Source organism: Klebsiella electrica, from assembly GCF_006711645.1.
GTDB lineage: Bacteria > Pseudomonadota > Gammaproteobacteria > Enterobacterales > Enterobacteriaceae > Klebsiella > Klebsiella electrica.
On the sequence record NZ_CP041247.1, the window covers coordinates 992,948 to 1,019,830 of the forward strand.

The following is a 26,883-nucleotide window of genomic DNA, read 5'->3' on the forward strand; positions in this document are numbered from 1 at the left end:
TTAATTTTACTCATTTTTTAAGTTTTGCGATTCCCTATGTAGCCCCATGTAAAACCGCTTTAAACCCATATAAATCGATAAATTTGTATACCAGAAGTATTCTGACGACTATCTGGGATACATTGATGAAAATGACACTCAATCAGTCGATTATAATCAATAAGCTATCTATCGACGTCAAACCAGGTCTGGACAAAGCTGGAAAAGTTGTCTACTTACCCAATCCAGAGCGAAAACCGTATCTTATCACTGACAGCCATCGTGATTCATCCGTTGGGTTCGGTGCCAAAAATAAAGGCTGTCCCTGGCCGGGTCGCGCGCTCTCGTTATATGTTAATATAATGTTGCAATTTATTGAGGCTACTTAAATCACCCATGTTCAAAATGCTGAGTTCTGGCAAGCAATAGATCTAAGAACCTGCGGGCTGCGACGGTGATAACTTTATTACCCGGATGGAGGGCAAAGAAGGTGACAGGAACGGGCTGCCAGTGCGGCAAAACGGGCACCAGCTTACCTTGTTGCAGGTCGTCCTGGATTAACAGTCCGGGCAATGACGCAATCCCCATTCCTTGACGGGCGGCATGCAGCAATGCCGTGGGCTGAGTGGCGATAAATGCGGGCTTAAAATAAAACCGGGAGATCTGCTGCTCATTTGTCAACTCCCAGACCCCGTTGAGCGTGCCTTCTCCCAGCGCCAGACAGTTGAATCCAGCCAAATCCTGAGGGTGGACTAACGCCGGTTTACCAGCCAGTACATCAGGGTGGGCAACTAACGCATAAGATGAAATAAGAAATTGGCGAGCAACGAGGGTGGAGTCTGCCAATGGTTTAAACGCCGGATAAATCACAATATCTGCCTGCGAACTTCTCGGATCGTAGATGCCGGTTGTCTCTTCAAGATAAAGTTGAACCTCTGGCGCAAGACAGGCGAATTCCGCCGCTATTTCTTCTATCACTAATGAACCTATCATCGGCGGGCAAATGATATGTAGTCGCCCCGCCGGGTGTGCACGCAACTGTTCCGCCATACTGTGGATCTGTTCTGCCTGATCCACTAATGCCGTGCATTTCTCGTAACACGCGATGCCAAAGTGCGTGAGCTGAAATTGGCGCGGGCTATGGTGGAATAGCTTGACCCCCAGACGTGATTCCAGGGCATTGATCCGCCGGGAAAGGGTGGATTTTGCGATGCCCAGATGACGGGAGGCTGATGAAATACCATTACAATCAACAACCTGTTTAAAAAGATAGAGATCGTCAAGATAATCCATGATTGTTCCATATATGGGACGAAACAGGATTGATAATAGAACGAAGGTAGCCTCGGTTCAATTTTATACTGTGGGAACTCAGCCATTGTGGAGGAAACTCAAATGTCGGATATGAACACAGTCAGCAGCGTCATTGCAGAAACGCCATTCGGAAAAGTACGTGGTCTATGCGTGGATGGGATCAGTGCCTTCCGGGCAATTCCCTATTCGCAGCCGCGTAGCGGGGTAAGCCGGTTTGATAAGCCATCCTCTCCCCCATGCTGGGATGAGGTTTATGATGCGACCCAACCTGGAACGGTCTGTCCTCAGCTCCCGTCACGCCTGGATGCCGTGATGGGCGCCAGTCATTGCCGCCAGGACGAAGATAGCCTGCACGTCAATATCTGGGTACCTCAAAACGTCGATCGTCCCGTCCCCGTCCTGGTATTCATTCACGGCGGCGCGTTTATGACCGGAGGCGGTTCGCTATCCTGCTACGATGGCCATGAACTGGCAAAAAATAGCGGGATGGCGGTGGTCACGATGAATTATCGTCTGGGCATATGGGGATTTATGCCTGTTCCTGAACTCGATGCGGTGAACCTTGGGCTTCACGATCAGATTGCGGCTTTACGATGGATACGGCAGGCTATTGGAGCGTTTAAGGGCGATCCCCAACGCGTCACCGTCGTGGGGCAGTCGGCAGGGGCATACAGTATTGCCGTTATGCTGGGCACGCCAATCGGACAATCGCTTTTTGATCAGGCGATCCTGATGAGTGCCCCGCTGGGTTTATCGCTGAAAACGACCGAGGAATCGACAGCATTTCGCTCCCTCTTGCTCAAAGAGCTGGGCTATCCCGCAGATGCGGTGGATAAATTGCGGGTTCCCACCTCCCGGGAGCTGCTGGCGGCGTTACAACGTATTAAGCCGCCGAAAACCGTTGACGGGGATATCACACCACCCTTTATGCCGGTTATTGATGGCTACCTTATTCCACGCGATCCCATACAGTCTATTGCCGCAGGAAGCGCCGCGTGGTGTAAGACGGTTATTGGCATCACCCGGGAAGAGTACTTTTCATTCTCCCTGGGCCACTCGCCGCTTGATAGTTTGACGGACAGCCAGCTGACCGCGCTGTTTGAGAAACAGTACGGTAAAGACAAGGGGGCTTTGATGCTAAAAACAGCCAGGGCCAGGCGCATTCCGGATACCCCGCGTAATGTGGTCGCAGACATGCGAAGTGAGGCTGATTTCATCCGCCCGGCTTTTACATTTGCCGATAGCCAGATAGCCTGGAAGCAACCGCAGACCTATTTCTATCATTTTGACTGGCAATCACCTCTGCCGGAACTTGGCGCCGGACATTGCCTCGATCTGCCATTCTTATTTGGCAACCCTGGGGAGTGGGCCGCTGCGCCAATGCTACAGGGCGCTAACCAGCGCGAGCTGGAGGCGCTGACTGAGCGTTTTCAGCAGGCATTAAGCGCCTTCGTCTATACGGGGGAACCCAACGGTGAAAACATCCTGTCCTGGCCCAGCTATCAGGAGCAACGCGCCGTCATGCATTTTGATAAGCGGATAAGCGTTATCCACCATCTCGAATAGCTTCAGATAGCGCTCCCGATGGGCAAGGAGGTTCGCCGGGAGCTGGGGCAAAAATCAACCTGCGCGCTTCTGCAATTTCCGATGGCATAAGCACGAGCAAGAAATATAAATGCCAGAACCTGGTTTGGCTCCGTTTGCCATTGGAAAAATTAATTGCGGCGGCATCACCGGCACAGGAAGTCGAATGTAGGCTTTCATTTTTCACCCAGTATTTTTTGGACTATCCTCCTCAAGCCTTTGCTTACATAACAAATACACTATCCAGTTTATATCGGGAACTCTATGATGAAGCAATCCCGGTCTTCAACTCTAGAACATCTGAAATCAGCGAGGTGCAGGTGTTGGCTATCATTCATTTTCACAGGCGCAAAAAAGATAGCGTTCTGCACGATTGTAATATCTTCAGATTGCTTCATTTACATATAAATAAATTCGTATTTCACGCTGTAAGTTCCAGTTTTATTTTCGAAGTAATGACTTTTATTCATTATTATACTTTTGTATCTGTCAAAATATAAAATAGCCTTGCCACGTAAGGCTATGTTAACTGATTAATCTGAATGTGCCTCCTTTTTCGACTTAAATTTTAAATAGCGTGTAATGAGCAAGATAGATGTCGTGTGTGCATTGCAACTGAACGGCGGACGAGTACCTGCGGGCGTACTCGTCTCCGGCTATGGCGCCAGATACACCTGGGGGATGGCGACGTCGGGATGCTCACCCATTCGCACTTCAGCACCGTACCAGCGGCTGATAACCGACTGACGAATGACCTCCTGCGGCGTTCCTTCGGCGACCAGTTTTCCCTGATGGAGGAGCAGAATGCGGTCAGCCCACAGCGCGGCGAGATTGAGGTCGTGCAGCACGATGCAGACGTGCAGCTGGCCGCTGCGGGTCAGCCGTTTCAGCAGACGCAGCAGATGCTGTTGATAGTAAAGATCCAGCGCCGAGGTCGGTTCGTCGAGAAACAGCCAGCCCCGTGGCGCATCGTCATACCACAGCTGAGCGAGACAACGGGCCAACTGGACCCGCTGCTGCTCGCCGCCGGAGAGCGAAGGATAACGTCTGCCCGCCAGATGATCGCAGCCGGTTTCCGCCATCACCTGCTGAATCATCTGCGGGTCCGGGTGTTTACCCCATGGAGAGCGCCCCATGGCGATAACCGTTTCCACCGGCCAGTCGGCATGAAGCTGTGTGCGTTGCAGCATCACCGCCCGGCGGCGGGAGAGGGCTTCCGACGACCAGTGTTCCAGCGGGCGTCCTTCTACATAACGTTCACCGCCATTCGGGGATAAGAAACCGGTCAGCAGCCGCAGCAGCGTTGATTTCCCGGCGCCGTTAGGGCCAATCAGCGCAGTCATCTCTCCGCCGCACAGCCGGACCGACACATCGTCGATGACCCGGCGTTTACCCAGCTGCAAAGAGAGTGACGTGGCGCGCCAGGTGCTGTCACGATTATCCATACGTCGTCCTCTGCTGGCGGAAAATCAACCATAAAAACCACGGCGCGCCGAGCATGCTGGTCAGCAGACCGACCGGCATTTCGGCGGGGGCGGCGACGGTGCGGGCGAGGGTATCGGCCAGCAGCAGCAAGATCGCCCCGGCCAGCAGCGAGCCTGGCACCAGCGCGCGGTGATCCGGCCCCAGCCACATTCGTATCAGGTGCGGCACCACGAGGCCAATAAAGCCAATCACGCCGCTGATCGCCACCGAAGAGGCCACCAGCAACGCGCTGCACAGTAGCAACAGACGCTGCACCGCCCGGACGTTAATTCCCAGGTAGTGGGCTTCTTCATCGCCAAGCTGTAGCAGGTTGAGACGGGAAGCCATCAGCCAGATGACCAGCGAAGCAGGAAAGATCAAGGTGGCCGCGACCAGCAGCGTGGGCCACTCTGCCTGGCCGAGACTGCCCATCCCCCACAGCGACAGCTGGCGCAACTGGGTGTCATTACTTATCCACGCCAGCACTCCCACCAGCGCGCCGCACAGCGCATTGATGGCGATACCGACCAGCAGCAGGCGCGAGAGCGAACCTTCACCGGTCCGGCTGAGGATAAAAATGACCACCATGACGGCGATACTCCCGATAAACGCCGCCAGCATCGGGGCATACAGCGCCACCAGCGCCGGAACCGACAACGGCAGGACCAGCCAGCAGGCCACCGCCAGCGCCGCGCCGCTGCTGACCCCCAGCAGGCCCGGATCGGCCAACGGGTTGCGGAACAACCCCTGCATGACGCAGCCGGAGAGCGCCAGCGCGGCGCCGACCAGCAGCGCCAGCAGGACGCGCGGCAGACGAATGGTTAGCCAGATATGGCGTAGCACCTCATCCCCCGGCGGCCACAGGCTGGCAAGCGGCAGAGACATCGCGCCGAGAGTGGTCGCGAACAGCGTCAGGCTCACCAGCAGCAAGGCCATTAACCACAGATGGCGAGCGAGGGTGGGGCGCATCAGGGGAGCTGCTCCGCTTTTTTCCGCAGCGCGCTGACCGCCTGCGGCGTCCGCGGGCCAAAGCCGAGCAGGGCCATATCATCAATCACCAGCACCTGTTTATGGCGACCGGCAGGCGTTTGCGCCAGCCCCGGCAGCTTCCATAAACCGGCCTCGCCGCCCATGCCTTTAAGCCCGTCAGCGGAGATAACCACCAGCTCCGGCAGACTGGCGATCACCCCTTCTTGCGACATGCTGCGATAATGGTCGAATCCCTGCATCGCGTTCTGCAGCCCGGCGGCCTGAATAGCGCCGTCCGCCGCGGTCTTTTGCCCGGCGACTATGGTGTTCATTCCGCCGTGGCTGAGAATAAACAGCACCCGTTTACCGACCGGCTGCGTGGGGATTTGCGCTATCTGAGCGGCGACGGTGCGGCGCAGGGCGTCGCCTTCAGTCTGCTTACCCAGTGCGTCGGCGACCGCGGCGATTTTTTTGTCAATCGCCGACAGATGGTTACCGCCCGGGATATTGACCACTTTTACTCGACTGTCCTCTACCTTTTGTAAGACCAGAGAAGGCCGGGCCTGTGCGCTTGCCAGGACGAGCGTCGGGCGTAACGACAGGATCCCCTCGGCGTTCAACTGACGGATATAGCCGACATCCGGCAGCGATCGCGCGGCGGCAGGCCAGGTGCTGGTGCTGTCTTTGGCGACCAGCTGCTGCTGCGCCTCCAGGGCATAGACGATTTCCGTGACATCGCCGCCAAGGGAGATAATGCGTTCGGCAGCGGCATGCGCAAACAGCGGCAGAGCGGCAAACAGTATCAGCCAGCGTTTCATGCGCTCTGTCCTTCCGTCGTCAGGCGGTCAACCTGGCTACGCCATGTTGCCTGCTCCGGGTGCCCTTCGCTACGCTGCCCGTACAGCTGGGCGATTTGCGTACCGTCCTGGGCAAACAGCTCCACGCTGGTGACGTGGCCATCCGAGGTTGGCTTACGGGTTACCCAGATTTCATCAATGCTGTCTGCGCGCAGGTGCAGGGTGAAGGTGGTATTGAAGATGTTGAGCCAGCCGCGCATCGGGGCCAGCTTTTCGAGGATGCCGGTGAAGATTTGCACGCAGCCGCGGTTGCCAACGAAAATCATGATCTCATTGCCCTCTTCGCGAATAGTTTCCAGCAGGTGCGGCAGGGCATCGTGGTCAATGCGGCAGGCCAGGTCATCGCTGACCAGACGGAAAGCCTGCTGACGGGAGAGGTTATATTTTCGCAACAGCCCGAAGAACTGATGGACGTCGGTCATGGCGCGCCATTCATTTTCCAGCGCCGCGCCGTCGGCGGAAGCGGCGTAGCGCGGGGCATCAACGGGGCGGATAGCTAATGGGGTCGGGGCAGCATGGGTTTTCCCGGCAATCAGCGCTCCCCACGCCGTCATATCGGTTTGCGCGGTCGCATAGACTTTCAACAGCGCGTCACCGTGATGGTCGAAGAACTGAATGCTCTGGCGGCCGTTATCACTCAGGTGGAAGGCGCTGGCCCATTGGCTGAGGAACAGACGCAGATCGAGCGCCCGCGGGTTCAGCACCAGTCCGGCATGGCCGCTCAGATGCTGGTGGGTAAACTGGCCCACCTGCTCATGGACCGCATATTGATTACGGCAGATGCATTTGGTCTCGCCGACGTCTTCCAGTCCGGCGATGATTGCCCGTATATCGTCCTGCAGGCGAACGGCGTCGTGGCCAACGCGAGCGGCGGTTAATTCCGCTTCGCTAATGCCCATTTCAGCGGCGATATCGCGGGCATATTTGACGTCAGCCTGCGCTTTGGTGGTCTGATAGCGCTGCCACAGTTCGTTTGCGTTGTATTGCATAATTCATATCCTTCTCTACGATGAATATCCCCGGCCGTGGCCAGGGAGCAGGCTGTCTTTCAGCATGATGCGCGCGGGCTGTCGGATCACTCACCTGAGTCTGCGTATCGCGACTCCCGCCGGCAGGCTGAAATCCATGGGATGGATTATTCTGCGGGCCATCAGAAATCGACGTTGACGCCCAGCTGCCAGGTCCGGCCCGGCATCGTCGCCAGCGCTTTATCGTAGGCGTCCTGATTCGTCGACGTCTCAATATTGCGGCTGCTCAGGTAATCCCAGTATTGCCTGTCGGTAATGTTGTAAACGCCGCCGTTAAGCCGCACGTTCTTCGCCACCTGCCACCAGGCCGTCAGGTCCAGCATGCCGTAGCCTGGCACACGCATGTATTCGCTGGAGGCGTTGGCAATAGCGGCACCGGTGTTGATATAGCTTTCGCGGTTAGTGGCGCTGGCTTGCTTACCTTTCACGAAGGTGGCGGTCAGCGCGGTCCCGTAGCGTTTCGCCGGATCGTTCCAGGCCACGCCGACGATAGCCTTCATCGGCGCCACGCTGTCGAGGTCGATATACTTGTCGCCGAGATAGCTGGATTTCGATTTCCCTTCACTATAGCCATAGGCCAGCGTCGCGCTCAGGCCGTTAACCTCGTCAAACCAGCTGCCGAAGTTGAATTTGGCGCTGATTTCGCCGCCGTAGATATAGGCTTTATCGCGGTTTTCCGCCTGATAAATCGTATAGATATTCGACGGAACGTTGGTGAAATGGTCCGGATTGCCGGAACGGGTATAGCGGCTATAGGCGATGAAGTTCTTGTAGTTGTTGTAGAACAGGGCGGTGCGCAACGTGATCCCTTCGACCACTTCGCCTTTTAAGCCCCACTCGACGTTGTCGCTGGTTTCCGTGTTCAGATCGGTGTTACCGATCAACGCATACTGCGCTCGTCCGGCGTAGCTGGAGCCGAGGTTCCAGGAGCCGTACAACTGGCTGGCATTGGGGAACTCGGCGCCGCGTTTATACTGCAGGTAGGTCATGGTACGCGGAGTGATATCGTACTGGAACGTCAGGGACGGCAGCACCTGAGTATCGGCGTTTTTACCATACAGCCTGGCGACGGAGGACTCCGTCAACACGCTGCTGTTGGTGGTCAGATCGCCGAGACTCTCCGGTTTGGTGGATTGATGCACCACGCGCACGCCGGGGATCACGGCAAAGTTGTGGCTGTCGAGATCGAAGTTGATCTTATCCTGAACGAAGCCGCCCAGAGTGTAGCCCCGGCTGTCGGCTTCCGGCTGCATGATTTCGCTGTAGATGCTCGGGGCCGGCGACTGGCTGAACGGACGCTGGGTTTTGATGGTGCTGGCGTTGAGTCCGGCGCTCAGGTCGTGGCGGCCGATAGATTTCGCCAGCGTAGTCTGAATGCCCCAGGTGTCGGTATCGTAGTTGGAGTTGACCGTTTCCATGGCTCTGGCGGTGCTGTCCGGCATCCAGGTCCAGTCATGGGCCTCGGTGTGCTGGTAGTAGACTTTGGTCGACATGCTGTCGAGGTAGTCATTCATTGGCGTCCAGTCGTCTTTCAGACTGATGCCCCAGCGACGAGTCTGGCTGGTCTGGTTGGCCTCGCCAGTGATGCTGTTGCCGTTGTTATCCCAGCTGTCAAAATGGCTATGGTTGGTTTTATGGTAGTAGTCGAGCGTGCTGGTCAGCTTGTGGTCATCATTCGGCTGCCAGATGCCGGAGGCCATAAAGGCATCGGAGTGCCAGTTGGCCGGATAGGCGTCAATCTTATCGCTGTTATTTGCCGTTTCCTGACCGTCACGGCGGCTGTAGACGAAAATACCGCGCAGGGTTTCATCTCCGCCGGCCACCGTCACGCCGTTATGCCAGCTGCGGTCGGCTGAGTCGTAGCCGCTCCGGTAGCCGAAGGCGCTGGTTTTCCCCGGATGCAGATAGTCATCGGCGGATTTCGGCTGGAAGGAGACGCTGCCGCCGATAGCGGTGTTGGCGGTTTCCGTCGAGGTGGCGCCGGACTGAATATGGATGCTGCCGTACATATACGGGTCGATGTAATCGCGCCCGATGCCAAAGGTATTCAGACCGGCACGACCGACGTAGCCGCGTCCGGTCGCATTCGGTTGCGCGATGCCGTCGACATCAATCCCGACGCGGTTGCTTTCCAGCCCGCGAATGTTATAACCGGTATAGCCGCCGCGGTCGAAGCCGCTTTTGCCATTACCCGAGCCGCCGCTGGCGCCGGTTGCGCCGATCAGGGGTTCGTAACGCATGACGGAACCAAAATCTTTGGCTCCTTTGTCCTGCAACTCCTGCGAGCTGACCGAATGTTCGCTGCCGGCTTTAAGCAGAGGAGCGGGTGCGGTGACGGTCATCTGCTCGGAGCTATCCAATGATGCATCGCTGGTGGTGGTGTGTGCGGTGGTATCAGCTGCCCCGGCGGTCGTCTGATAGATTGCTGCAAGCAACGAAGTCACCAGCAGGCTTTTCTTAAACCAGGCCGGTGAGTGAGTGGATTTATACATAGTAGCCACGCCTTGATAATTATTAGTATCGGCTCACGCGTTACTTCCAGATTTGCAGGCGAGTCCCGTTGCTTCCGTTAGCGGACTCTTTTTCTCCATGACTTATAATTGCGAATGGTAATGATAGGTATTATCATTTGCAACAAAATAATCATGTATTCCTCATTTAATCTGCAAGTTGTTTACAATCTGCCCTTTACATACAGCGAGAACATCATGAGTCACAAAGCTGCGATTACGATCAACTACTGCTCCCAATGCAACTGGATGCTGCGCGCCAGCTGGATGGCGCAGGAGCTGCTGCATACGTTCAGTACCGATATCGGCTCGGTCACGCTGGTCCCGGGCACCGGCGGCATCTTCACCATTACCGTCGACGACGTACAAATCTGGGACCGCAAGCAGGATGAGGGTTTCCCGGACGCGGCGGAGCTTAAGCGCCGGGTACGGGATGTCTGTTTCCCGGAGAAGTCGCTGGGCCACGTCGATAGGTCAGCCGATCCGACGTAAGCGCCAGGGGAAAACGGCTGCGCCAGAGGCTATAAAGGTGTATTATTTTTGCATCTTTATTGATGGAGAAGCGCCATGGCGGGTCAACGTATCGACCGGGAAAAAAAGACTATCCGCAGCATGATTTCGCTCTATCAGCGCCGCTGCCCGGACGCGCAGGCCGACGTGGAACATTATCAGGCGCTGAACGCCTATGCCGATAAGCGGCTGGATAAGTGCGTGTTTGGCGAAGAGAAGCCGGCCTGTAAGCAGTGCCCGGTCCATTGCTATCAGCCGGCAAAACGCGAAGAAATGAAGCAAATCATGCGTTGGGCCGGGCCGCGAATGCTCTGGCGCCATCCGATTCTGACGATTCGCCACCTCATTGACGACCGACGTCCCGTGCCAGAGCTTCCGCAAAAATACCGGCCTAAAAAGCCGCGGTGATTTCCCCGGCTTGCGCTGCGCTTAGCCGGGCTACACTGCGTGCGGTCGGTCTGAGTAGCCCGGGTAAGGCGTCAGCCGCGACCCGGGGCCTCACCGGAGTGGGCCGTGGTTCGATTATCGCGAACCGATCTCCAGACAAAGGTGATAATAAACAGCGCGGTAAATAACACCACGATGGTCGGTGCCGGGGCGCTATCCAGGTAAAACGACAGCCACACGCCGCCCAGCGAACAGCTCACCGCAATCGCCACCGCCAGCAGCAGCGCGCGGATAAAATGCCGGGTCAGCAGCAGAGCAATGGCCTCGGGTAAAGTAGCCCGGGTAAGGCGTCAGCCGCGACCCGGGGCCTCGCCGGAGTGGGCCGTGGTTCGCTTATCGCGAACCGAACTCCAGACAAAGGTGATAATAAACAGCGCGGTAAACAACACCACGATGGTCGGTGCCGGGGCGCTATTCAGGTAAAACGACAGCCACACGCCGCCCAGCGAACAGCTCACCGCAATCGCCACCGCCAGCAGCAGCGCGCGGATAAAACGCCGGGTCAGCAGCAGAGCAATGGCGCCGGGGGCAATCAGCAGCGAGATTGACAGAATAATTCCCACCGCTTTGAGCGTCGCCACGATGGTCAGGGCAATCATGCACAGCAGTCCGTAGTGCAGCAGGCCGCAGCGTAATCCGCTGGCTTTAGCCTGATGCGGATCGAAGGCGTGCAGCAGAAAATCGCGCCACTTTAGTCCGATAATCAGCGCAATTACTAGCGCAATCGCCGACGTTTGCCCAACATCGCTGGCGGAAATCCCCAACATGTCGCCAAACAGAATATGGTCGAGATGGACTTCGGACTGAATGGCGACATACAGCACCAGCCCGGCGCCAAACATGCCGGAAAAGACAATGCCCATAATGGTATCGCGCTTGATGCGGCTGTTATCGTCGAGATAACCGGTCGCGATGGCGCAGAATAGCCCGGCAACAAAGGCGCCAATGGCGAACGGAATGCCGAGAATATAGGCCACCACCACGCCGGGAAAGACCGCATGACTCATCGCATCACCCATCAACGCCCAGCCTTTCAGCACCAGAAAAACCGACAGCAGCGCGCAGGGAATGGCAACGATAACCGCCACCAGCATGGCGTTGACCATAAACGAAAACTGCAACGGTTCGAGAAGCGTGCTCAGCAACATGAGGCCTCCCTGGCGCGGCGGCGGTTGGCCAACAGGCCGTGTTTTGGCGCAAAGACAAAGGTCAGCAGAAAGAGCAAGGTCTGCGCCACGACGATAATGCCGCCGGTGGCGCCATCCAGATAGTAGCTTAGCCAGGCGCCGAAAAAGCTGGTCAGGCTGCCAATCGCGACGGCAATCGCCAGCAGGCGTGGAAAGCGGTCGGTCAGCAGCCAGGCAGTCGCTCCCGGGGTGACGACCAGACAAATGACCAGAAAGGCGCCCACGGTTTGCAAGGCCGCCACGGTACAGGCCGCCAGCAGGGTGAAGAACAGCAGCTTCAGCGCCGTGGTGTTCAGGCCAATGGAACGGGCGTGGTTCTCATCGAAAAAGGTCACCATCAGATCTTTCCATTTCAGCAGCAGAAGCGCCATGGAAACCGCGCCGATGGCCGCCAGCTGAATAATATCTTCCGGGGCGATCGCCAGGATATTGCCGAGAATAATGGTCTGGATATTCACCGAGGTAGGGTTGAGCGACACCATAAACAGCCCGATACCGAAGAACGACGAAAAAATCAGGCCGATAATGGCATCCTCTTTGAGTTTCGAACGCTGGTTGAGAAACAGCATGCTCCCCGCCGCCAGCCCTCCGGAGAGAAAAGCGCCGACGGCGAAGGGCAGGCCGAGCATATAGGCTCCCGCCACGCCCGGTACGATGGAGTGGGAGAGAGCATCGCCAATCAGCGACCAGCCTTTCAGCATCAGGTAGCAGGAGAGAAAGGCGCACACGCCGCCCACCAGCGCCGAGACCCACATTGCATTCAGCATATACTGATAGCCGAACGGCTCGATCAGCCAGCTCATCCTTCACCTCCCGTCGTCCGGCGGCTGATAAACGGCCGTTCATCGTCGGTGATAATCTGCTCTTCGCCGCCGCTGAGCACCACGTGGCGCAGCACGCCGCTGAAAGCGAGTTCGAGATTGGCGGCGGTAAAGGTCGTTTCCGTCGGCCCGCTGGCCAGCACGGTACCTTTGACCATCACCGTGTAATCGCAAAACTCGCTGACCGAACCGAGATTGTGGGTCGAGACCAGCAGCGTGCAGCCGTCATCACGCAGCTCGCGCAGCAGGGCGATGATTTGGGTTTCGGTCTGGACGTCAACGCCGGTAAACGGCTCATCCAGCAGAATGACCTTGCCCTGCTGAGCGATGGCGCGGGCAAGGAACACCCGTTTTTTCTGCCCGCCGGACAGCTCGCCGATTTGCCGGTGGCGATAGTCGCTCATCCCGATGCGGGCCAGCGCTGCATCAACCACTTCCCGGTCATGGGCTGTGGCCCGTCGCAGCCAGCCCATATGCCCGTAGCGGCCCATCATGACGACATCCTCTACCAGTACCGGAAAGGTCCAGTCAACGTCCTCTGATTGCGGGACATAGGCCACCAGATTCTGGCGCAGCGCGCGATGAACCGGCTGGCCGAGTATGGCAATCTCGCCATGGGCCAGGCGAACAAAGCCCATCAGCGCTTTAAACAGCGTCGATTTTCCCGAACCGTTGATGCCCACCAGCGCGGCAATTGAGCCGCGCGGGACGCTGAAGGTGGCATCGCGCAGCGCGGTGTGGCCGTTGCGATAGGTCACGCTGACCTGGTTGACCGCGAGGCCCGGCATATCAGCGCTCATGGCTGTTTCCTCATCCCGTCATTGATGCCCTGGACGATGGTTTGCGTCGTGACCCGCAGCAGATCCAGATAGGTCGGAACCGGGCCATCGGCGGTGCTCAGGGAGTCAACATACAGCACGCCGCCATAGTGGGCGCCGGCTTCCCGCGCTACCTGGCGCGCCGGTTTATCTGAAATGGTGCTTTCGCTAAAGAGAGTCGGGATATGCTCTTTTTTCATGATATCGATGGTTTTACGCACCTGCTGCGGCGTGCCCTGCTGGTCGGCATTGATTGGCCACAGGTAGCGCTCCTTCAGCCCGTTGTCGCGTGCCAGGTAGGAGAACGCGCCTTCGCTGGTGACCAGCCAACGCTTCTCTGCCGGCAGTTTCGCCAGCTCGGCCTTCAGCGGCGCCATGGTCTGGCGGATTTTCTCTTTATAAACGGCGGCGTTTTGACGATAGGTCTGCGCATTCGCCGGATCGTACTTGACCAGCGCATCACGAATATTATCGACGTAGATCAGCGCGTTATCCGCCGACATCCACGCATGGGGGTTGGGTTTGCCGTTATAGGGGCCTTCGCTGATCCCCATTGGCTGAATGCCCTCGCTGACGACCACTTCCGGGACCCCGTTCAGATGCTGATAAAAGCGGGCGAACCACAGTTCGAGATTCAGGCCGTTGGTGAGGATCAGCTGTGCCCCCTGGGCGCGTTTTATATCGCCGGGCGTCGGCTGGTATTCGTGGATCTCGGCACCGGGTTTGGTAATCGAGCTGACCTCGGCCGCCTCCCCGGCGACGTTTTGCGCCATATCGGCAATCACCGTAAAAGTGGTGATCACTTTGAATTTTTCACTGGCCTGGGCCGGGGCGATCGCCAGCAGGCCGAGCAGAGCGGTAAAGAGCAGGTGCTTCAGAGGCGGCAGGTGCAGCATAGGATCCCTCACATCAATGTGGTTAATTAATCATCTGTTATAGCCATTGCTATGTTATATAGCACATGCTATTTATAAATGAAAATGATTATTATTTGTAAGTTGAGGGTGACGCCGTGGAAATCGTCTGTCGCGGGGAAAGTGGCAAGATGTTTCGAAGAACGCCGTTTCGTGTGAAGCGGCGTTTGCAGCGGATTACGCGCGGGTGGCGATGAGAATGGCAGAGGCTTTGATCAGCGCAATCACCCGGCTGTCCTCGACCAGCTTCATCTCTTCCTGACTTTCATTGGTGACGACGGCGACGATATCGAAACCCGCGTCGGTTTTGATGTGCACCGTTGCGTTGACCGCCCCTTCTGTGATGCGGGTGACGCTACCGGCAAACTGGTTGCGTGCGGAGAACTTCAGACCGCAATCCTCGGTAGCCAGCGTGACCCACGGCGCTTTAATCAGCGCGATGGCTTCTTTACCGGCAACCAGACCCAGCGCCTCCTTGCTGCTGTGGGTGACGATCGCCACCAGTTTTGCGCCGCCCGCAAGGGTCAATTCCACTTCATCGTTGACCGCGCCGGCGGCAACTGCGCTGACCGTACCGGTCAGCTGGTTACGTGCTGATATCGCCATAAAATCTCCTTGTGTGGCTGATTAATTGACTACCGGATTTATACTAGCTCATCTTTGTTAATACCCAGACGTTTCATGCGCGAAAGCAGTGTCGTACGCTTTAACCCCAGCCGCTGCGCCGCCCCTTTCGGCCCGGCAACCACGCCGTTGCTCTCTTTCAGCACCCGGACGATCAGCTGATATTCATCCTCGCCCTCTTGCGCAAGCACCTCCGCCGTTATCGTCTCCTCGTCGATATTCATCTCCGGCAGCGACAATTGCAGCACGCTACCGCGGGTTAACAGCACCGCGCGTTCAATCACGTTTTCCAGCTCACGAACGTTGCCCGGCCACTCCATGCGGCTCAGCGTGCGCAGGGTTTCTGCCGGAATGCTGTCGATGTTGCGCCCGAGGCGGCGGGCGATTTTAAAGGTAAACGCTTTGACCAGCAGCGGGATATCGTCCGGACGTTCGCGCAGTGGCGGCAGGTGGATCGGAAAGACGTTCAGGCGATAGTAGAGATCGCTGCGAAATTCGCGATCGGCGACCATCTGCCTGAGATCGCGGTTGGTGGCGGCGATCAGCCGGACATCGGTGCGGATCAGCTTGTTGCTGCCGAGGCGTTCAAACTCCTGTTCCTGCAGAACCCGCAGCAGCTTCGGCTGAAGTTCCAGCGGCATATCGCCCACTTCATCGAGGAATAACGAGCTTTTATCTGCCAGTTCGAAACGGCCGATGCGCTGGGCGCTGGCTCCGGTAAACGCGCCGCGCTCATGGCCGAAGAGATCGCTTTCCAGCAGCCCGGCGGGCATCGCGGCGCAGTTCATCTTCACCATTCGCCGCGCGTTACGTCCGCTGAGGTTATGAATAGCGCGGGCAATCAGCTCTTTGCCGGTGCCGGTTTCGCCGAGGATCAGGACGGTACTGTCGCTCTGGGCGACCATCTCGACCTGTTTGAGTACGCTGTGCATGGCTTCGCTGCGGCCAATAATTTCGCCAAACTCGCTTTCGACATTATTCAGCTGTTCGGTGAGCGCGAGATTCTCATCCACCAGCCGTTCTTTTAGCCGCTGAATTTCGCGGTAGGCGAGGGCATTATCGACGGCGATCGACACCCGCTCGGCAATTTGCCGCAGCAGCTTGAGGTTGGTGGTGGTGAACACCTTCTCATCGCACTGCGCCAGTTTCAGCACGCCCAGCAGCGTATTGCCGGACATCAGCGGCAGCAGGCACAGGGTTTGAATCTGGTTGCCCCACATCTCAAAAAGCATTTTCTCATACGGGGCCAGCGAGTCGTGCTCGTGCAAATTGAGCAGCAGCATCTCTTTGCTTTTGAACACCCGTTCGGTCAGCGTACCGGCTTCATTCACCTCGCTCTGATCGTGAACCGGATGGCTGGCGTCGAGATAATGGGTCGAGTAGATATTCAGTTTGCCTTTGCGGCTGCTGTGTAGCACCACGCTGATCGCGTCGATGCGGAAATAGTGGTGAATCTCTTTGGCCACTTCGCTGACCAGCTCGTCGATATCCAGTCGGGAGAGCACGGCGTTAGTGATAGCAACCAGAATGCGAAAGTTGTCGCGCTCGTGGCACAACAGATCGTAATCGACGTTGTTGCTGACCCGGCTCTGGATCTGCTCGGTCACCACCGCAACCAGCTGGGTAAACGTATGCAGCCGCTGGAACTCTTTCTCACTCCATGGTCGGGCGTCGTTACGGATAAACTCGCAGCCGCCAAAGATGCGGCCTTCCGCCGCCAGCGGCAGCAGGCCGTAATAGCCAAACGGTGGATAGAGTCCGCTGCTGGTCAGTTGAGGCCAGGCCTCGACAAAGGTCTCTTTGTCGCAGTGCAGCGCATCGGGACGCGACAACAGGCGACGCACCGGCCCGTGCGCCAGTACGGTCTCATCTTCGTAGCTGACCGGTAGGCCCGCTTCGTCACAGCCATACCTTGCCGCGCGATGGTTCCCGGCGTTCCACAGAATAATCGCCGCCCGATCCGCAAGCGCGGATTGCTGCACCAGGCGGGTCAGCGTTTCACTCAGCGCCGCCAGATCGGGCTGCTGTAATAAAATGCGGGTGATATCGAACAGCCCTTGCTGCCCGAAATCGCCCAATGGTGTATACGACATTACTGAGGTCCAAAACGCACCTGCAAAGCGGCGCGTAAGAAAGTGATGACACAAATAATAGTATGTTAATAAAGCGGTTGTTGCCGCTGCCAACCCATCCGTAGCTGCCCGCGGATTTGGGCTGGATAATGGTGCTGGTTTTTCCCGGCTCGCGCTGCGCTTAGCCGGGCTACAGTCCTGCGCTTAGCCTCGCTACGGGTCCGTGCGTAGCCGGTAGCCCGGATAAGGCGCCAGCCGCAATCCGGGAGCCCGTCCCCGTTAACAAATCCGCGGCAGCGGCTCGGCGTGGGGAAGGTCCAGCGTCCGCTTCACGCCGTACAGGCCGATCGTACGCACCCCGGCACGCTCGACCACGTCGCCGATAATCGCGGCGCGGCGGCCAAGCGGGTGGCTTTGAAGCTGCGCCAGCGCGGCCTCAGCCGCTTCCCGGGCGACGGCAATCACCAGCTTGCCTTCATTGGCGAAGTTAAGCGCGTCCAGGCCTAACAGTTCGCACACCCCGCGCACGGTCTCGTTCACCGGCAGCTTTTGTTCGTGCAGCTCAATACCGCAGCCGCTGGCGGCGGCAAATTCATGAGCCACGGCGTTCACTCCGCCTCGGGTCGCATCGCGCAGCGCTTTAATGCCGGGAATAGCGCGCAGCGTCTGAATTAAGGGCGTCAGCACCGCGCAGTCGCTGGACAGCGCGCCGTCCAGTCCCAGCTGTTCGCGGAGGTTGAGAATGGTGGCGCCGTGGTCGCCCAGCGTGCCGCTGACCAGCAGCACGTCGCCGGGAGCAATCTGCTGCGCCCCCCAGCGAATACCCGCCGGAATAGCGCCGATCCCGGCGGTATTAATAAACAGTTTATCTGCCGCGCCGCGCGGCACGACTTTGGTATCGCCGGTGACGATGGCTATCTCAGCGGCCTGCGCGGTACGGGCCATGCTGTTGACCACGCGTTCCAGCGTGGCCATCTCCAGCCCCTCTTCGAGGATAAATCCGCAGGAGAGGTAGCGCGGCAGAGCGCCGCTGACCGCCACGTCGTTGGCGGTGCCGCATACTGCCAGCTTGCCGATGTCGCCGCCGGGGAAAAACAGCGGATCGATAACGTAGCTGTCGGTGGAGAAGGCGAGACGATCGCCCTGAGCGGTCAGTTGTGCCAGATCGAGACGCGCTTGATCTTCCTGCTCCGCCAGCCACGGGTTGGCGAAAGCCTGCATAAACAGGGAGGCGATCAGCTGCTGCATTGCCTGACCCCCGCTACCGTGCGCTAACTGGACGCTTTTCATACTTCATTTTCCTGACTGCGATATTGATACCAGGCGGCGCAAGCGCCTTCTGATGAGACCATCAGCGCGCCAAACGCGCTTTGTGGGTTACAGACTTGGCCAAACAGCGGGCACTGATGCGGCTTACAGCGGCCGGTCAGCACATCGCCACAGCGCGCGCGCGGATCGTCGCAGACGCGCTGCGGCGCCGGCTGAAAATGGGCTTCAGCGTCAAAGCGCTGATAGGCGGGCGTCAGGCGCACGCCGGAGTTGTTGATGACCCCCAGCCCGCGCCACTCGCTATCGCCGGACAGGCAAAAAACGTCGGCAATCGCCGATTGCGCCAGCGGGTTGCCTGCATCAGGCACCACGCGGCGGTACTGATTTTCGACCTGGCTGCGCTGCGCTATTGTCTGCTCAACCAGCATCACCGCGCCTTGCAGTAGATCAAGAGGTTCGAAACCAGCCACCACTAAAGGACGTCGGTAGTCGCTGGCGATAAATCCGTAGGCCTCGGTGCCGATGACCATACTGACATGGCCCGGAGCAAGAAAGGCATCGATGCTGTTATCAGGCTGGTCGAGCAGACTGCGCAGGGTCGGGAGCAGGGTGATGTGCTGACAAAAAAAGAAGAAGTTATCCACGTTGCGCTCGCGGGCCTGACGCAGCGTCAGCGCGGTAGCGGGCATGGTGGTTTCAAAACCGAGGCCGAAGAACACCACTTCCCGTTGCGGGTTCTGCTGCGCCAGCTTCAGCGCATCCATCGGTGAATAGACGATCCGCACATCGGCGCCGCGGGATTTCGCCTGCAGCAAGGAGCCGTTTTTACCGGGCACACGCATGGCGTCGCCGAAGGTGCAGAAAATCACCCCCGGGCGGCTGGCGATATCGATACAGGTGTCGATTCGCCCCATCGGCAGGACGCAGACCGGGCAGCCGGGGCCGTGAATAAATTCGATATTCTCCGGCAGCAGCTGGTCGAGACCGAATTTAAAGATGGCGTGCGTATGGCCGCCGCACACCTCCATAATGCGCAGCGGATGCCCGGCGGTATGAGGCAGCAGATGCGCGCGCGCCTGAAGATGCTCAACCAACTGCATCACCTGCTCCGGCGCGCGATATTCATCAACAAAACGCATTATCGCTCCTCGCCGTACAGCAGCGCGCCCACGTCAGGCTCGACGTCAAACATATTTTGCAATGCCTCAAGGGTATCGCGGGCTTCCGCTTCATTAATGATGCTCATGGCGAAGCCCACGTGGACCAGTACCCACTGGCCGAGGCGCGGCTGCCCCCGTTCATCCACGCTTCCCACCAGCGTCAGATCGACTTCGCGCTGGATGCCGCACACTTCGACCTTCGCCAGATGGCCGTCAATGGCGCAGATTTGCCCCGGAATGCCTATGCACATGTTTGCGCCTCCAGCCAGCTGAGCCATTTATCCATGCCTTCGCCGCTGGTGGCGGACAGCATAATGATCTCAATATCGGGATTGACCTCGCGCGCGCAGGCAAGGCACTTCGCAACATCAAAGTTGAGGTACGGCAGCAGGTCGATTTTATTTAGCAGCATCAGGCTGGCGGCGGCGAACATATGCGGATACTTCAGCGGCTTATCTTCGCCTTCGGTGACCGACAGCACCGCCACCTTGTGACGTTCGCCGAGGTCGAAGCTCGCCGGGCACACCAGGTTGCCGACGTTTTCAATAAACAGAATGCCATGATCCGCCAGCGGCAGACGCGGGGCGGCATCGGCAATCATCTGCGCATCAAGGTGGCAGCCTTTGCCGGTATTGACCTGAATAGCCGGGGTGCCGGTGGCGCGAATGCGCGCGGCGTCGTTGACCGTCTGCTGGTCGCCTTCGATGACCGCGCAGGCGGTTTTTCCTTTCAGCCGCAGCAGGGTTTCACTTAGCAGTGTGGTTTTGCCGGAGCCGGGGCTGGAGACCAGGTTCAGCACCAGTTGGCCGCGCGCGGCAAAGCGTGCGCGGTTGCGGGCCGCCAGACGGTTGTTTTTATCCAGCACGTCGATTTCCACCTCGAGCATCCGGCGCTGGCTCTGGCCCGGCGCGTGGGTTCCTGCCTCGCCGTGGCCGTAGTGCAGGTCGCCACTCTCTGAGCGGGTAGGGGAGAAGCTATCGGTTTTGACGCCGGTAATCGTCATGGTCTGGCGCGGGGCTGGCGCGAAGGGGGCGCTGCGAAACGCCGAGTGGGGGTTATGCTCATCACCTTCGATATAAAGGTTGCCTTCCCCACAGCCGCAAGTGGTACACATAGTTTACTCCTGATCTGTCCCGTCATCGTTCACGTTGTTTTGGTCTCGTCGGAAACAACCCGAATCAGTCGGGGCTCACTTCTATTCGTTGGATCTGTAAGCCGTCGTCGGCGACGATTTGTAAGGTGTCGCTCTGGCACTGCGGGCAGCGCCGCACGTGCTGCGAGATGAGATGCACGTACTGCTGGCAGGATTCACACCAGCATTCGGCCTGTTGTTCGGCAATATGCAGTTCGCAGCCTTCCGCCAGCGTGCCGCGGCACACCAGCTCAAAACAGAAGGTCAATGCGCTGGCTTCCACGCAGGAAAATGCGCCGACCTTCAGCCACACGCCGGTCACCCGACGCGCGCCGGCCTGCTGCGCCTGCTGTTCAATAATTTCCAGCGCCCGCTGGCTAAGAGTGATTTCGTGCATGGTCGCCTCCGTATCGCGATGGGCCATATATGCAATAACGATGCCAGGTCATCTCTACTGTCGGATGAACTGTCGATGACGACAGCTGACGGATGTCATCGTCATGTCAGTACGGCGCGGGCCTTTTATTAAAATCATTAAATATCAATTAATTAAAGTTTGGCATGGAAAATGCTTGTACGGTGCATCTCATGCAACCGGGGACACCGAGATGACTATTTGGGAAATAAGTGAAAAGGCGGACTACATCGCCGACCGTCACCGTCGCTATCAGGATCAGTGGCGTCAGTACTGCAATTCGCTGGTTCAGGGCATCACCCTGTCAAAAGCGCGTTTGCATCATGCGATGAGCTGTGCGCCGGATAAAGAGCTGTGCTTCGTCCTGTTTGAACATTTTCAGGTGTATGTCGCGCTGGCGGAAGGGTTCAACAACCACACCATCGAGTACTACGTCGAAACGCGCAATGGTGAAGATAAACGCTTGATTGCTCAGGCAACGCTGGCTTCCGACGGCACCGTTGACGGCCGGTTCAGCAACCGTTCGCGCGAACAGGTGCTGGAACATTATCTGGCCATTATTGCCAGCGTCTATGACCGTCTGTATGACGCCATGGAACACGACCAGCCGGTGGATTTAAGCCATCTGGCGCTGGCCCATTAATCGTAAGGTGTCGACAGGTGTCGAAAATGACAGCTGAACTCCCTGATTTCGTCAAAAATGACTTTCACCCGAGGATTGCCCGGTGAACCGTTTTGTAATTGCTGACTCCACCGTCTGTATCGGCTGCCGCACCTGCGAAGCCGCCTGCTCAGAAACGCATCGCCAGCACGGCCTGCAGGCCATGCCGCGACTGCAGGTCATGCGTAATGAAAAAGAATCGGCGCCGCAAATGTGCCACCACTGCGAAGATGCCCCCTGCGCCGCGGTGTGTCCGGTTAATGCTATCAATCGCGTCGATGGCGCGGTTCAGCTGAATGAAAGCCTGTGCGTAAGCTGCAAGCTGTGCGCCATTGCCTGCCCGTTCGGGGCGATTGAATTTTCCGGCAGCCGTGCGCTCGATATTCCGGCCAACGCCAATACCCCGATGGCGCCCGCTGCGCCCCCGGCGCCAGCTCGCGTCAGTTCGTTGCTCGACTGGGTGCCCGGTGTGCGCGCTATCGCCGTGAAATGCGATTTGTGCCATTTCGATGAGCAGGGACCGGCCTGCGTGCGTACCTGTCCGACGAAAGCGCTGCTGCTGGTGGATATCCGCGATATCGCCCAGTCCAGCAAGCGCAAGCGTGAGCTGACCTTTAATACCGACCTCGGCGATATGTCGCTGTTTCAGTCGCAACCGGAGGGCGTGAAATGAGCGTGATTTCTTTAGTGAACCAGGCGGTGCTGTGGTATGCCGCCAGCGGCGTGCTGGCATTTATCTTTACCCGGAGAAAACCGTTAAGCGGGGCGATTGCCGGGATCGGCGGCGCGGTGGCCAGCGCCATGCTGATCGTCGCCGCTATCGCGACGCTGATAACCCCGGAACGGCTGAACGACGGCATGCTGCCGATGCTCTCTTTGCCGGTTAGGGTCAACGGTATCAATGCGCTATGGCTGCTCGCCATTGGCCTCAGTGCCCTGCCCATCGCCCTGTTTAATATTGCCTGGCACCGCCATCCGCAGGTAAAAGCCAACGGCCTGCTGGTGAACCTGCTGCTGGCTTCGGCAACCTGCGCGCTGGTGGTGACCAACCTCGGCACGCTGGTGGTGATGGCGGAGATAATGGCCCTGTGCGGGGCATTTCTGACCGGCTGCGCGCAATCGGCAAAGCTGTGGTTTGCGTTGGGACGCCTGGGAACGCTGCTGATGGCGTGGAGCTGCTGGCTGGTGTGGTCGTTGTACGGCACCCTTGACCTGGCGCAGATTGGCCTGCTCGCCGCCCACGGCCCGCAAAATATGCTGCTGTGGCTACCGGCGCTGGTCGGTTTTGCGCTGCTGGCGGGCGTTATCCCGCTGCACGGTTGGGCGCCGCAGGCGCACGCCGGGGCCAGCGCGCCGGCGTGCGCGCTGTTCTCCACGGTGGTGATGAAAGTGGGGCTGTTTGGCATGCTGACGGTCTCGCTTGCCGGGAGCGCGCCGCCGCTGTGGTGGGGCATCTTGCTACTGGTCGTGGGGATGGTCACCGCATTTATCGGCGGACTGTATGCCCTGATGGAACACAATATTCAGCGCCTGCTGGCTTATCACACTCTGGAAAATATCGGCATTATTCTGCTGGGGCTTGGCGCCTTCGTCACCGGCCTGGCGCTCAACAGCAATAGCCTGATGGCGCTGGGCTTTATCGGCGGGATGTATCACCTGATCAATCACAGTTTGTTCAAAACGACGCTGTTCCTCGGCGCCGGCGCCGTGTGGTTCCGTACCGGCCATCGCGATATCGAAAAACTGGGCGGGATAGGGAAAAGAATGCCGCTGATTTCGCTGGCGATGCTGGTCGGCCTGATGGCGATGGCCGCGCTGCCGCCGCTGAACGGTTTTGCCGGCGAGTGGGTTATCTACCAGTCCTTCTTCAAACTGAGCACCAGCGACGCCTTCATCGGCCGCCTGCTTGGGCCGCTGCTGGCCGTTGGCCTGGCGATAACCGGCGCGCTGGCAGTGATGTGTATGGCGAAAGTCTACGGCGTCACCTTCCTTGGCGCACCGCGGACTCCGGAGGCGGAGAGCGCCACCTGCGCGCCGCGGCTGATGACGGCAAGCGTCGTACTCGCCGCGCTGTGCTGCGTGGCGGGCGGGGTCGCCGCACCGTGGCTGTTGACCCTGGTCATCAGGGTTTTACCGGTGCAGGCGCAGATCGCAAGCGTGGTGTCGCAGCCGCTGATCGCCATTCTGCTGCTGGCCTGTCCGCTGCTGCCGTTCCTGCTGATGATCTTCTTTAAAGGCGACCGTCTGCCGGCCCGCTCTCGCGGTGCGGCATGGGTCTGCGGCTACGACCATGAAAAATCGATGGTCATCACCGCTCATGGTTTCGCCATGCCGGTTAAAGAGGCCTTTGCGCCGCTGCTGAAATTGCGTCACTGGCTGAATCCGGTGCGTCTGATCCCCGGCTGGCAGTGCGCCTCGGCGCCTGCGCTGTTCCGCGGCGTCGCGCTGGTTGAGCTGGCGGCGCTGGTGGTTATTGTCATTTCGCGAGGAGCCTGAGAATGAGCGTTTTAATTGCACTATTGCAGGCGCTGGCGCTGTTCGCCGCCGCGCCGCTGTTGTCCGGGCTCACCCGCGTGGCGCGCGCCCGCCTGCACAACCGCCGCGGACCGGGGGTGCTACAGGAGTATCGCGACATCCTCAAACTGCTGGGTCGTCAGAGCGTCGGTCCTGATGCCTCCGGCTGGGTATTCCGCCTGACGCCGTATGTGATGGTAGGCGTCATGCTGACCATTGCCAGCGCGCTGCCGGTCGTCACCGTCGATTCGCCGCTGCCAGGGCTGGGCGACCTGATCACGCTGATTTACCTGTTTGCTATCGCCCGTTTCTTCTTTGCTATCGCCGGTCTGGACACCGGCAGTCCGTTTACCGCGCTCGGGGCGAGCCGCGAAGCGATACTTGGCGTACTGGTGGAGCCCATTTTGCTGCTTGGCCTGTGGGTGACGGCGCAGGTCGCCGGTTCCACCCATATCAGCAGCATCACCGACACCCTTTATCACTGGCCCGCTGCCCACTCGGTACCGCTGGTGCTGGCGCTGTGCGCCTGCGCATTTGCCACCTTTATCGAAATGGGCAAGCTGCCGTTCGACCTGGCGGAAGCGGAGCAGGAGCTGCAGGAGGGGCCGCTGACCGAATACAGCGGCAGCGGTTTTGCGGTCCTGAAGTGGGGCATCAGCCTCAAGCAACTGGTGGTGCTGCAGATGTTTGTCGGCGTGTTTATCCCGTGGGGGCAGATGACTCACTTTAGTGTCGCTGGCCTGCTGCTGGCGCTGGTCGTCGCCATCGTCAAGCTGGTGGCGGGCGTGCTGGTTATCGCCCTGTTTGAAAACAGCATGGCGCGTCTGCGTTTTTGTGCCACTTCCCGCGTCACCTGGGCCGGTTTTGGCTTTGCGTTTTTAGCTTTCGTCTCCTTGCTGGCGGCGTGATTAAGAGAGTTTGAGCATGTCTGAAGAAAAAATCGGTCAACACTATCTCGCCGCGCTGCATCAGGCCTTCCCGGGCGTGGTGCTCGACGAGGCCTGGCAGACCAAAGATCAGCTCACCGTGACGGTGAAGGTCAACTATCTCCCGGAAGTCGTGGAGTTCCTCTACTACCAGCAGGGCGGCTGGCTGTCGGTGCTGTTCGGTAACGACGAACGGAAGCTTAACGGCCATTATGCCGTGTATTACGTGCTGTCGATGGAGCAGGGCACCCGCTGCTGGATAACCGTGCGCGTCGAAGTGGATGCCGACAAACCGGAATATCCGTCGGTGACGCCGCGCGTGCCTGCCGCCGTGTGGGGCGAGCGCGAAGTGCGCGATATGTACGGTCTGATACCGGTAGGGCTGCCGGATGAGCGTCGCCTGGTACTGCCGGACGACTGGCCGGATGAACTCTATCCGCTGCGTAAAGACAGCATGGATTATCGTCAGCGCCCGGCGCCGACTACCGATGCGGAGACCTACGAGTTTCTCAACGAGCTGGGCAGCAAGAAAAACAACGTGGTGCCGATTGGCCCGCTGCACGTCACCTCCGATGAACCCGGCCACTTCCGCCTGTTCGTTGACGGCGAGAATATCATCGATGCCGATTACCGCCTGTTCTACGTCCATCGCGGCATGGAAAAGCTGGCGGAAACCCGCATGGGCTACAACGAAGTGACCTTCCTGTCGGACCGGGTGTGCGGGATATGCGGCTTTGCCCACAGTACGGCCTATACCACTTCCGTCGAGAATGCGATGGGCATCGTGGTACCGGAACGCGCGCAGATGATCCGCGCCATTCTGCTGGAGGTGGAACGCCTGCACTCGCACCTGCTGAACCTCGGCCTCGCCTGCCATTTCACCGGCTTTGACTCCGGGTTTATGCAGTTCTTCCGCGTGCGTGAGACGTCAATGAAGATGGCGGAGATCCTCACCGGGGCGCGTAAAACCTACGGGATGAACCTGATTGGCGGCATCCGTCGCGACCTGCTGAAAGAGGACATGATCCAGACAAGAGCGCTGGCGCAGCAGATGCGCCGTGATGTGCAGGAGCTGGTGGATATGCTGCTCAGTACGCCGAATATGGAACAGCGTACCGTCGGCATCGGTCGTCTTGACCCGCAAATCGCCCGCGACTTCAGCAACGTCGGCCCGATGGTACGCGCCAGCGGCCACGCCCGCGACACCCGTGCCGATCACCCGTTTGTCGGTTACGGCCTGCTGCCGATGGAAGTGCACAGCGAGCAGGGTTGCGATGTGATTTCGCGTCTGAAGGTACGTATCAACGAAGTCTACACTGCGCTGAATATGATCGACTTCGGCCTCGATAACCTGCCGGGCGGCCCGCTGGCGGTGGAAGGCTTTACCTATATCCCGCACCGTTTTGCGCTGGGCTTCTCGGAAGCGCCGCGCGGGGATGATATCCACTGGAGCATGACCGGCGACAACCAGAAACTGTACCGCTGGCGCTGCCGTGCGGCCACCTACGCCAACTGGCCGACCCTGCGCTATATGCTGCGCGGCAACACCGTCTCCGACGCGCCGCTGATTATCGGTAGTCTCGACCCGTGCTACTCCTGTACCGACCGCATGACCGTGGTCGATGTGCGGAAGAAAAAAAGCAAAGTGGTGCCGTACAAAGAGCTGGAGCGCTACAGCATCGAGCGTAAAAACTCGCCGCTGAAATAA

General features: G+C 58.6%; 26 protein-coding genes and 1 pseudogene. 9 read left to right on the forward strand and 18 right to left on the reverse strand.

The window, feature by feature from the left end; genetic code table 11:
* Positions 1 to 125: 125 nt before the first annotated feature.
* A pseudogene (locus tag Electrica_RS04755) lies at positions 126 to 290 on the forward strand (integrase); the annotation flags it as partial.
* A 79-nt stretch (positions 291 to 369) separates the two neighbouring features.
* Here the strand turns inward: Electrica_RS04755 and Electrica_RS04760 are convergent.
* The gene (locus Electrica_RS04760; protein ID WP_141963674.1) at positions 370 to 1,272 is read right to left on the reverse strand and encodes a LysR substrate-binding domain-containing protein; all 903 of its coding nucleotides are present in this window, start codon (positions 1,270 to 1,272) and stop codon (positions 370 to 372) included.
* Positions 1,273 to 1,374: 102 nt separating this feature from the next.
* On the opposite strand from Electrica_RS04760, the gene Electrica_RS04765 reads away from it, so the two are divergent.
* Complete coding sequence (locus tag Electrica_RS04765) at positions 1,375 to 2,859, forward strand: carboxylesterase/lipase family protein (protein ID WP_208764236.1); 1,485 nt, start codon at positions 1,375 to 1,377, stop codon at positions 2,857 to 2,859.
* Positions 2,860 to 3,533: 674 nt separating this feature from the next.
* On the opposite strand, the gene Electrica_RS04770 is transcribed toward Electrica_RS04765, so the two are convergent.
* The 5 genes from Electrica_RS04770 to Electrica_RS04790 form a co-directional block, all read right to left on the reverse strand.
* Positions 3,534 to 4,322: a heme ABC transporter ATP-binding protein gene (locus Electrica_RS04770; RefSeq protein WP_141963676.1), complete on the reverse strand. Its 789-nt coding sequence runs from the start codon at positions 4,320 to 4,322 to the stop codon at positions 3,534 to 3,536.
* The gene (locus Electrica_RS04775; protein WP_131048952.1) at positions 4,315 to 5,310 is read right to left on the reverse strand and encodes a FecCD family ABC transporter permease; all 996 of its coding nucleotides are present in this window, start codon (positions 5,308 to 5,310) and stop codon (positions 4,315 to 4,317) included. Before Electrica_RS04775 ends, Electrica_RS04770 begins: the two co-directional genes overlap by 8 nt.
* Positions 5,310 to 6,128, reverse strand: a complete 819-nt coding sequence (locus Electrica_RS04780; protein ID WP_141963678.1) for a heme/hemin ABC transporter substrate-binding protein — start codon at positions 6,126 to 6,128, stop codon at positions 5,310 to 5,312. Before Electrica_RS04780 ends, Electrica_RS04775 begins: the two co-directional genes overlap by 1 nt.
* Positions 6,125 to 7,156, reverse strand: coding sequence for a hemin-degrading factor (locus Electrica_RS04785; RefSeq protein ID WP_141963680.1), 1,032 nt, complete (start codon positions 7,154 to 7,156; stop codon positions 6,125 to 6,127). Before Electrica_RS04785 ends, Electrica_RS04780 begins: the two co-directional genes overlap by 4 nt.
* Before the next feature lie 161 nt (positions 7,157 to 7,317).
* Complete coding sequence (locus Electrica_RS04790) at positions 7,318 to 9,687, reverse strand: TonB-dependent receptor domain-containing protein (RefSeq protein WP_141963682.1); 2,370 nt, start codon at positions 9,685 to 9,687, stop codon at positions 7,318 to 7,320.
* A gap of 216 nt (positions 9,688 to 9,903) precedes the next feature.
* Here Electrica_RS04790 and Electrica_RS04795 point away from each other — a divergent pair, with 216 nt between their 5' ends.
* Positions 9,904 to 10,197 carry a SelT/SelW/SelH family protein gene (locus Electrica_RS04795; protein ID WP_141963684.1) on the forward strand — a complete coding sequence of 98 codons (294 nt, stop codon included), beginning with the start codon at positions 9,904 to 9,906 and terminating at the stop codon, positions 10,195 to 10,197.
* 75 nt (positions 10,198 to 10,272) lie between these two features.
* A complete protein-coding gene (locus tag Electrica_RS04800; RefSeq protein ID WP_141963686.1) occupies positions 10,273 to 10,623 on the forward strand; it encodes a nitrous oxide-stimulated promoter family protein in 351 nt (116 codons plus the stop codon).
* A 71-nt stretch (positions 10,624 to 10,694) separates the two neighbouring features.
* On the opposite strand, the gene Electrica_RS04805 is transcribed toward Electrica_RS04800, so the two are convergent.
* From Electrica_RS04805 to hypA, 12 genes are all read right to left on the reverse strand, one after another.
* Positions 10,695 to 10,922 carry a metal ABC transporter permease gene (locus Electrica_RS04805; RefSeq protein ID WP_407081250.1) on the reverse strand — a complete coding sequence of 76 codons (228 nt, stop codon included), beginning with the start codon at positions 10,920 to 10,922 and terminating at the stop codon, positions 10,695 to 10,697.
* Positions 10,923 to 10,952: 30 nt separating this feature from the next.
* Positions 10,953 to 11,807: an iron/manganese ABC transporter permease subunit SitD gene (sitD, locus tag Electrica_RS04810; RefSeq protein ID WP_142255840.1), complete on the reverse strand. Its 855-nt coding sequence runs from the start codon at positions 11,805 to 11,807 to the stop codon at positions 10,953 to 10,955.
* Positions 11,801 to 12,652: an iron/manganese ABC transporter permease subunit SitC gene (gene sitC / locus Electrica_RS04815; protein ID WP_141963688.1), complete on the reverse strand. Its 852-nt coding sequence runs from the start codon at positions 12,650 to 12,652 to the stop codon at positions 11,801 to 11,803. The genes sitD and sitC overlap by 7 nt, the downstream gene beginning before the upstream one ends.
* On the reverse strand, positions 12,649 to 13,470 hold the full coding sequence (locus Electrica_RS04820; protein WP_141963690.1) for a manganese/iron ABC transporter ATP-binding protein: 822 nt from the start codon (positions 13,468 to 13,470) through the stop codon (positions 12,649 to 12,651). The genes sitC and Electrica_RS04820 overlap by 4 nt, the downstream gene beginning before the upstream one ends.
* Positions 13,467 to 14,384, reverse strand: a complete 918-nt coding sequence (locus tag Electrica_RS04825) for a metal ABC transporter substrate-binding protein (RefSeq protein ID WP_141963692.1) — start codon at positions 14,382 to 14,384, stop codon at positions 13,467 to 13,469. Before Electrica_RS04825 ends, Electrica_RS04820 begins: the two co-directional genes overlap by 4 nt.
* A 195-nt stretch (positions 14,385 to 14,579) precedes the next feature.
* On the reverse strand, positions 14,580 to 15,008 hold the full coding sequence (locus tag Electrica_RS04830) for a TOBE domain-containing protein (protein WP_131048943.1): 429 nt from the start codon (positions 15,006 to 15,008) through the stop codon (positions 14,580 to 14,582).
* 38 nt (positions 15,009 to 15,046) lie between these two features.
* The gene (gene flhA, locus Electrica_RS04835; protein ID WP_167686261.1) at positions 15,047 to 17,104 is read right to left on the reverse strand and encodes a formate hydrogenlyase transcriptional activator FlhA; all 2,058 of its coding nucleotides are present in this window, start codon (positions 17,102 to 17,104) and stop codon (positions 15,047 to 15,049) included.
* Between the two features lie 273 nt (positions 17,105 to 17,377).
* The gene (hypE, locus tag Electrica_RS04840; RefSeq protein ID WP_141963696.1) at positions 17,378 to 18,388 is read right to left on the reverse strand and encodes a hydrogenase expression/formation protein HypE; all 1,011 of its coding nucleotides are present in this window, start codon (positions 18,386 to 18,388) and stop codon (positions 17,378 to 17,380) included.
* Positions 18,385 to 19,506: a hydrogenase formation protein HypD gene (gene hypD / locus Electrica_RS04845; protein ID WP_141963698.1), complete on the reverse strand. Its 1,122-nt coding sequence runs from the start codon at positions 19,504 to 19,506 to the stop codon at positions 18,385 to 18,387. Before hypD ends, hypE begins: the two co-directional genes overlap by 4 nt.
* Positions 19,506 to 19,778, reverse strand: a complete 273-nt coding sequence (locus tag Electrica_RS04850; RefSeq protein WP_141963700.1) for a HypC/HybG/HupF family hydrogenase formation chaperone — start codon at positions 19,776 to 19,778, stop codon at positions 19,506 to 19,508. The genes hypD and Electrica_RS04850 overlap by 1 nt, the downstream gene beginning before the upstream one ends.
* The gene (gene hypB / locus Electrica_RS04855; RefSeq protein WP_141963702.1) at positions 19,769 to 20,641 is read right to left on the reverse strand and encodes a hydrogenase nickel incorporation protein HypB; all 873 of its coding nucleotides are present in this window, start codon (positions 20,639 to 20,641) and stop codon (positions 19,769 to 19,771) included. Before hypB ends, Electrica_RS04850 begins: the two co-directional genes overlap by 10 nt.
* Before the next feature lie 64 nt (positions 20,642 to 20,705).
* Complete coding sequence (gene hypA / locus Electrica_RS04860) at positions 20,706 to 21,056, reverse strand: hydrogenase maturation nickel metallochaperone HypA (RefSeq protein ID WP_131048937.1); 351 nt, start codon at positions 21,054 to 21,056, stop codon at positions 20,706 to 20,708.
* A 211-nt stretch (positions 21,057 to 21,267) separates the two neighbouring features.
* Between hypA and hycA the strand changes: the two genes are divergently transcribed.
* From hycA to hycE, 5 genes are all read left to right on the forward strand, one after another.
* Positions 21,268 to 21,717, forward strand: coding sequence for a formate hydrogenlyase regulator HycA (gene hycA, locus Electrica_RS04865; protein ID WP_100686458.1), 450 nt, complete (start codon positions 21,268 to 21,270; stop codon positions 21,715 to 21,717).
* An 82-nt stretch (positions 21,718 to 21,799) separates the two neighbouring features.
* The gene (locus Electrica_RS04870) at positions 21,800 to 22,408 is read left to right on the forward strand and encodes a 4Fe-4S dicluster domain-containing protein (protein ID WP_141963704.1); all 609 of its coding nucleotides are present in this window, start codon (positions 21,800 to 21,802) and stop codon (positions 22,406 to 22,408) included.
* A complete protein-coding gene (gene hycC, locus Electrica_RS04875) occupies positions 22,405 to 24,231 on the forward strand; it encodes a formate hydrogenlyase subunit 3 (RefSeq protein WP_141963706.1) in 1,827 nt (608 codons plus the stop codon). Before Electrica_RS04870 ends, hycC begins: the two co-directional genes overlap by 4 nt.
* 2 nt (positions 24,232 to 24,233) lie before the next feature.
* A complete protein-coding gene (locus Electrica_RS04880) occupies positions 24,234 to 25,157 on the forward strand; it encodes a respiratory chain complex I subunit 1 family protein (RefSeq protein ID WP_141963708.1) in 924 nt (307 codons plus the stop codon).
* A 16-nt stretch (positions 25,158 to 25,173) separates the two neighbouring features.
* Complete coding sequence (gene hycE, locus Electrica_RS04885) at positions 25,174 to 26,883, forward strand: formate hydrogenlyase subunit HycE (protein WP_141963710.1); 1,710 nt, start codon at positions 25,174 to 25,176, stop codon at positions 26,881 to 26,883.